At 38.2% G+C, this 6647-nt stretch carries 10 protein-coding genes; 7 read left to right on the top strand and 3 right to left on the bottom strand.

Annotated elements, in window-relative coordinates; genetic code table 11:
* The first annotated feature begins 27 nt into the window (after positions 1 to 27).
* Positions 28 to 132, top strand: coding sequence for a hypothetical protein (locus KK060_RS25320; protein ID WP_367397542.1), 105 nt, complete (start codon positions 28 to 30; stop codon positions 130 to 132).
* A 195-nt stretch (positions 133 to 327) separates the two neighbouring features.
* Here the strand turns inward: KK060_RS25320 and KK060_RS24270 are convergent, their stop codons facing one another.
* The 3 genes from KK060_RS24270 to KK060_RS24260 form a co-directional block, all read right to left on the bottom strand.
* Positions 328 to 597, bottom strand: coding sequence for a hypothetical protein (locus KK060_RS24270; RefSeq protein ID WP_254157782.1), 270 nt, complete (start codon positions 595 to 597; stop codon positions 328 to 330).
* Between the two features lie 151 nt (positions 598 to 748).
* Positions 749 to 1144, bottom strand: a complete 396-nt coding sequence (locus tag KK060_RS24265; RefSeq protein ID WP_254157780.1) for a hypothetical protein — start codon at positions 1142 to 1144, stop codon at positions 749 to 751.
* A gap of 163 nt (positions 1145 to 1307) precedes the next feature.
* Complete coding sequence (locus KK060_RS24260; RefSeq protein WP_254157778.1) at positions 1308 to 1706, bottom strand: hypothetical protein; 399 nt, start codon at positions 1704 to 1706, stop codon at positions 1308 to 1310.
* A gap of 224 nt (positions 1707 to 1930) precedes the next feature.
* On the opposite strand from KK060_RS24260, the gene KK060_RS24255 reads away from it, so the two are divergent.
* From KK060_RS24255 to guaA, 6 genes are all read left to right on the top strand, one after another.
* Complete coding sequence (locus tag KK060_RS24255) at positions 1931 to 2425, top strand: glutathione peroxidase (RefSeq protein ID WP_254157776.1); 495 nt, start codon at positions 1931 to 1933, stop codon at positions 2423 to 2425.
* A 5-nt stretch (positions 2426 to 2430) separates the two neighbouring features.
* Complete coding sequence (locus KK060_RS24250) at positions 2431 to 2967, top strand: glutathione peroxidase (RefSeq protein ID WP_254157774.1); 537 nt, start codon at positions 2431 to 2433, stop codon at positions 2965 to 2967.
* Positions 2964 to 3869 carry a 1,4-dihydroxy-2-naphthoate polyprenyltransferase gene (locus KK060_RS24245; protein WP_367397541.1) on the top strand — a complete coding sequence of 302 codons (906 nt, stop codon included), beginning with the start codon at positions 2964 to 2966 and terminating at the stop codon, positions 3867 to 3869. The genes KK060_RS24250 and KK060_RS24245 overlap by 4 nt, the downstream gene beginning before the upstream one ends.
* 103 nt (positions 3870 to 3972) lie before the next feature.
* Positions 3973 to 4629 (top strand): DUF4136 domain-containing protein, encoded by a 657-nt coding sequence (locus tag KK060_RS24240; protein WP_254157772.1) that lies wholly within the window; start codon positions 3973 to 3975, stop codon positions 4627 to 4629.
* On the top strand, positions 4626 to 5231 hold the full coding sequence (locus tag KK060_RS24235; protein WP_254157770.1) for an outer membrane beta-barrel protein: 606 nt from the start codon (positions 4626 to 4628) through the stop codon (positions 5229 to 5231). The genes KK060_RS24240 and KK060_RS24235 overlap by 4 nt, the downstream gene beginning before the upstream one ends.
* A gap of 75 nt (positions 5232 to 5306) precedes the next feature.
* On the top strand, positions 5307 to 6647 hold a 1341-nt coding region (gene guaA / locus KK060_RS24230), incomplete at its 3' end, for a glutamine-hydrolyzing GMP synthase (RefSeq protein ID WP_254157768.1).

Raw genomic sequence — 6647 nt, 5'->3', positions numbered from 1 at the left:
AAGTACTACGTAGGCCACACAGATTCTATAGAGCGTAGATTAGAAGAACATAATACAGGTAGAGGGAGTACCTTTACAAGTAATTGTCATCCCTGGACATTAGTATACCAAGAAAGTTTTCTACCCGTCTAGAAGCGACAAAGCGAGAAAGAGAAATAAAGAATAAGAAAAGCAGGAAATATATCGAATGGTTGGTAGTTCGGGTGGAGTGTTATGAATATTACAAGTTCTTACTGAAGAAGTGGATGTTCTTTTAAAATTACTATTAAACAATAAAGTCCTGGTTTCACAACCAGGACTTTCTCAAGTTCTTAACTTTTCGAGTTCTTAACTTTCTTTATCGTGTCCTTCAAGTTTTACAAGCTTATTATAAATTCCTAACAATAGGAATGAAGGAGCCCATTGGCCTACGAAAAGAGAGATATGATCATTCTTCATTAACTTAAGTGACAAAGAAGCAGCCATTGCACCAACTGCAGCCCATAAGAATAGATCCGATGGAAGTTTAGCTGTTTGTTCTTCGATTGCACGTGCTACTTTTCCTTCCTTTTGTGTCGGATTGATAGTAGCAGCCATTGTCTTTAAGTTTGTTGCCATAATTATTTAATATTTAGATTAACAGATATTTTCCTTCTGATAAATCATCAGATGTTTAAATATTTTAAAATAATTATACCTGTTAAGATAGAATATGGGTATTTGAAACGTCTGTAGGAGACGGTTTCAGATGAAGCGTGATAATCCAAAACTAACGATGCAATTTGCCCGATGAAAGTGAGTCGGCACTATTCCTGTTTTTGTAGTAAGCTTCGTAAGCCTTCCTGTTTTTCTTTATATTATCCTTTAATGCTTTAGGAAGATTCTTTTTCATACCAGGTTTGGGACAATCCCACTCTTCTACATCCACATGTTCAAGTGCAGGTCTTGTTGGCGTAGTTCTTCTTATGTTTTGTGTCGTTCTTGATTGGGATACTGTCTCGTTAGGTGTTATTCTCGCCGTAACCGGTCCTTCTTTCTCTTGCTTCATTCGCTTCTTTACAAATGTCTTTTTCGTTCTGTCCACCTTCACTTTAGGACAAGGAATTTTTCCGGTTTGACAACCCGCACTTATAAAAAGCACAATAACGAGAAGCTGAATAAGCATAAATCAGAATTTATAAACATGCATATAAAATCTATACCGAAGAAGCAGTTTCCTTAAAACGCCAAACTTTATAAAGTCATTTAATCTATAAGAATTATTCTAAAGCTGATGTACCTGTATTTATTGATTCGAATAAGATAGCAATGAGTATCTTCTTACTTTATTAATTCCATTGAGAAGAATGAACTCCATTACTTCCGGCTCTCACTATTACTGATGGTGAAGAAGTGAGTATTTCGTCCGGTTTTCTGTCTAATAGCTCATTGTGAAGAACAGCCATGTGGCTATCAAGGCAATCGAAGGCTGAAGATTTCTGAATGGAGAAAGCGGCTTTTGATAAGTTATCTAAGGTAAGATAGCTGCATCTGAATGCCTTCTTGTATCCTTTAAGGTATTTGTCATATAACTCACCAAGTTCCATGTGTGCTACAGGTAACTGAAGAATAAGCTTTTTCGAACGTTCTTTGCCCGACGCTGTGGTAATATCTCTGTTATCCTGTGAGAAACCTGCGTTGGCTAAAAACAACAATACAAACCCCAGAAAGACTTTTTTCGAAATCATAATTCAAACCTTTATTCAATGCACACGAGAAGAGTGCCCTTATATGTACGGTAGAAATAATCTTATGCCAAGGGATGCCTTAGCTGCTTAGAAGTGCAATTTTAATTAGAAACTGAGGAAACGATGTTTTCGGACTACAATAGCGGAATAAAAGAAACAATTCAATTTCAATAGCTGTTTTAAAGGTTATTGTGTTAATTTGATAACATAATTTCATTACATCTATGAAAATTTCTCTTATAATCTTTCTGCTCATGCTCACCTCAGTTGACTCGGTATATGACTTTAAAATGAACTTAATTGATGGCGAGCTTATTGATTTTTCCATGTTTAAAGGGAAAAATCTTTTAATCGTTAATGTGGCCTCTAAATGCGGGTTTACGCCGCAATACGGAGATCTTGAAAAACTTCACGAGAACTATGGAGATAAGGTGGTAGTGTTGGGTTTTCCTGCTAATAATTTCGCGTCACAAGAGCCTGGGTCTAATCAGGAGATCGCCGAATTTTGTCAGAAAAACTATGGGGTGAAATTTAAAATGTTCGAAAAGATCTCAGTAAAGGGAAAAGATCAGCATGCCTTATATAAATGGTTACAAGGAAAAACAGGACAAGAGCCAAGCTGGAATTTCTGTAAGTATCTTGTAAAGCCTGATGGTACTGTTAAGTTCTTTTCTTCAAAAGTAAGTCCGCTAAGTACGGAGATAATTGATCAACTTTAGACATAATGAGTAAGGGGTTAGGCATTGTGCCTTGGCTGTCATCCTTTATTTCGAGGTTTTCTTCTTTAAAGTTAGAAGCAAAAGGATCTGTCTATGATTTTGACTTGAAGACCCTTTCGGGGAAACAGTTGTCGTTAAATCAGTTCAAGGGAAAGAAATTGTTAATTGTAAATACAGCGTCTAAGTGTGGTTTTACAAGCCAGTATCAAGATTTACAACAACTACATAATAGCCATAAGGATAAAGTTGTGGTGCTGGGATTTCCTTCAAATGATTTCCTATGGCAGGAGCCGGGGGGTGATGAAGAAATAGCTACTTTTTGTGAAGTAAATTATGGTGTTACTTTTCCGATGTCTCAAAAGATTTCTGTTAGAGGAAGAAATTGTCACCCATTATTTCAATGGCTTGCGGCTAGAGCGGGAAAGGCTCCCTCCTGGAATTTCTGTAAATACCTGGTAGATGAGAAAGGAGAGGCAGTAAACTTCTATTCCTCTAAAGTTCTGCCTACAGATCCGGAAATTATTAATAAAATTGTAGCGTGAGTAATATAAAGATTTGGTTAAAGGCGGCGAGATTAAGAACGCTGCCTCTGGCATTGTCATGTATTTTTATGGGAGCTTTCCTGGCTCTTTCGGTAGGTGCCTTTCAATGGGATATATTCCTGCTGTGTGTATTGACTACAATTTTTCTACAGGTATTATCAAATCTAGCCAATGACTACGGAGATTCAATACACGGGGCTGATAATGTTGAAAGGGTAGGTCCATCCCGCGTAGTTCAATCAGGACATATTAGTGCCTCTCAAATGAGATCAGCGGTGTTGCTGTTCGTTTTTCTTAGTCTGATAAGTGGTCTTTTGCTTTTATTTGTTTCCTTTGGTAGCAACTGGCGCGGTATTATTTCTTTTTTGGGTCTGGGGCTGCTTAGTATCGTTGCGGCAATTGCTTATACAGTAGGAAAAAAACCGTACGGTTATATTGGGCTTGGTGATATCTCGGTACTTATTTTTTTTGGTTTTGTTGGTGTTGGTGGTTCGTACTTTCTCTTTGTAAAAAACATTACATTGCTTCAGCTACTCCCTGCATTAAGCTGTGGTTTGTTTTCCATTGCTGTCTTAAATATTAATAATATCAGAGATATAGAGTCAGACAAGAAAGCGGGGAAGTATTCAATACCAGTAAGAATAGGGAAAGAGAAAGCTGTAGTTTATCATTGGCTATTACTATTTTTTGGATTGACAGCATCCATTATCTACACTATAATAACATTTCAATCTGCCTGGCAATTATTATTCTTATTAAGTGTTCCTTTATTTGTGAGAAATGGAGTAGCTGTTACTAAAGTGTCCTCAAAACAATTAGATCCGTTTCTAAAGCAAATGGCTATAAGCACATTGCTGTTTGTCTTGCTTTTTGGCGGAGGAATCGCTTTAGCGTTCAGCTAATTTCTACGGCATAAACTTTTTTCGTTTAAACCATATACAACGCAACTGTGTCTATCTGTGAAGATATAGGAAATATTGTGCGAGGCTTGTCGTTATGGATAATATGAAACGGAAAGTAAGATTTTTCTTTGTGGTGCTGGCAGGTTTGATTGCGTCATGTCAATCAGAACCTGATACCAAAACATTACTAGACCAACTTGTTGTATCTACCAATTATGATACTATTGCTCGTTTTAATAGCTATGTAACTTTTGCAATACCGACAGACACTATTGGATTAATTTCGAATAATTCTCAGGATACAATTATTACCGCGAATAGGAGTGATTTTCCTAGACCTGTGTTGGATGCTATCGGAAAGAATTTAAGCGATCGTGGGTACACAAAAGTGGGAAGAAAGGAAAATCCGGATCTGGGTGTTAATGTAGTTGTTGTTAATGACTTTAATGTATTTCAGCAGATTGTTTATCCTGATCCTTATTTCTATCCGGGTGGTGGCTTCTACCCCGGATATTATGGCGGATACTACGGGTATAACTCGTGGTATTACTATCCCTATGTTAATACTTATGCTTATAATACAGGGGTGCTGGTTATAGAACTTGTTGATCTTAAAAATAGGAACGCAAACAACCAAGTTCGGGTAGTATGGACGGCTTACCTAGGCGATATCTATAGTACAGTTTCATTAATTAATCAGGCAGTTTCAGGTATTGATCAAGCCTTTCAGCAATCAAACTATATAGGTACAGGATTATGAAAAAGCTTCTTTTTATCATCATAATATTAATTGCAGGTAATGCCTTTGCTCAGGATAAATATTTCTACGTGAGCCTCGACATTAGTAAACCGTTGGACAATACGAACTGGATTAATAGTACTACTGCCCGAGGAGGGAAAGCAGGTGTCAGGTTCTTCATCAATCCTAAAATTTCTGCCGGACTGGATTTAGGTTGGAGCACATATGATGAGTATAAGCCTACCAAAACAATCTATACCAACAATAGTGCTGTTACCTCAGACTATTTCAACTACATCTATAATTATTCGGCAGCAATAAGCGCGCAGTATAATTTCAAGGTTGGTGATGGCGAAGTGCTCTTTCCCTATGCAGGCCTGGGTTTAGGCGCAAACACCAATGAATACGTATTGTATTATAATATTTACCAGGACTCTGAAAGATCATGGGGATTTTTAGCGCGACCAGAGGCCGGTATATTGGTAAAGTTTAGTCACAGAAGGTCTATAGGAGCCATGGCTGCAATCCATTATGACTATTCAACGAACAAGAGTGAGAACTACAATTACGACCGGTTTTCTGCTTTAGGCTTCCAAATTGGGCTTGTTTTCATTACTTTGTAGTAACTGTCTGTAAATCAGGATTGATTTTTTTGGTTCTGGAAAGCTCCAGCCAATAGCTTCTGTTATCTTTGCAGCATGCCACAACAGATACTTATCCTGGATTTTGGATCCCAGTATACTCAATTAATAGCCAGAAGAGTTCGTGAATTAAATGTCTATTGCGAAATTCATCCCTTTAACAAAATACCGCCCCTTACTAGTGACATTAAAGGGGTAATTCTTTCAGGTAGCCCTTGTTCGGTGCGGGACGCAGGCGCTCCTGAGGTTGACTATACAGCCTTTGAAAAAGTAATGCCTGTTTTGGGAGTTTGTTACGGCGCACAATTAATTGCCCATAAAAGCGGCGGAACAGTAAAGCCATCAACGATGCGCGAGTATGGACGCGCTAAACTAACCACTGTTGACCACCACTCGCATTTATTTAAAGAAATTTCACTGGATAGCCAAGTGTGGATGTCTCACGCAGATACCATTGCTTCAGTACCCGATAATTTTGAAATAATAGCCAGTACGCCCACGGTAAAAGTTGCTGCTTATCAGGTTAAAGGCAAAGAAGTGTATGGTATTCAATTCCATCCTGAGGTTACCCATACTTTGGAAGGTAAAAATCTGCTGAGAAATTTTGTTGTAAACATATGTGGCTGTGCCCAGGATTGGACTCCCGATCAATTTGTAGAGTCAACAATCGAGTCATTAAAGAATACGTTAGGAGATGATAAAGTTGTAATGGCGCTTTCTGGTGGTGTCGATTCAACTGTAGCAGCAACGCTTATTCATAAAGCAATAGGAAAAAACCTCCATTGTATTTTTGTAGACAACGGACTCCTTAGAAAGAATGAGTACGAGCAGGTATTGGACTCGTATAACGGGCTTGGACTAAACATTAAAGGAGTTGACGCTAAAGATAAATTTTATGCTGCTTTAAAAGGATTAATAGATCCAGAAGCGAAAAGGAAAGCCATAGGTAAAACTTTCATTGATGTATTTGATGAAGAATCTCACAAGATAACAGACGTAAAATGGCTTGGCCAGGGTACCATCTATCCTGATGTTATTGAATCTGTTTCTGTTAAAGGACCTTCTGCTACCATTAAATCGCATCACAACGTAGGCGGCTTGCCTGAGAAGATGAAGCTGAAGGTAGTAGAACCTTTGAATACGTTATTTAAAGACGAGGTGAGAGTAGTGGGTAAAACACTTGGTATTGATAATGCTATTTTAGGACGACACCCATTCCCAGGTCCAGGCTTAGGTATTAGAATTCTTGGAGATATAACTCCTGAAAAAGTAAGTATCCTCCAGGAAGTGGATAGCATCTTTATAAATGGTCTTAAGCAACATGGCTTGTATGACAAGGTGTGGCAGGCAGGGGCAATACTTACGCCATTACAGTCAGTAGGTGTAATGGGTGATGCG

The organism is Chryseosolibacter indicum (genome assembly GCF_018598585.1).
Classification (GTDB): domain Bacteria; phylum Bacteroidota; class Bacteroidia; order Cytophagales; family Cyclobacteriaceae; genus Chryseosolibacter; species Chryseosolibacter indicus.
The sequence above is the reverse complement of the archived record's forward strand: the minus strand, read 5'-3'. Positions and strand labels throughout refer to the sequence as shown.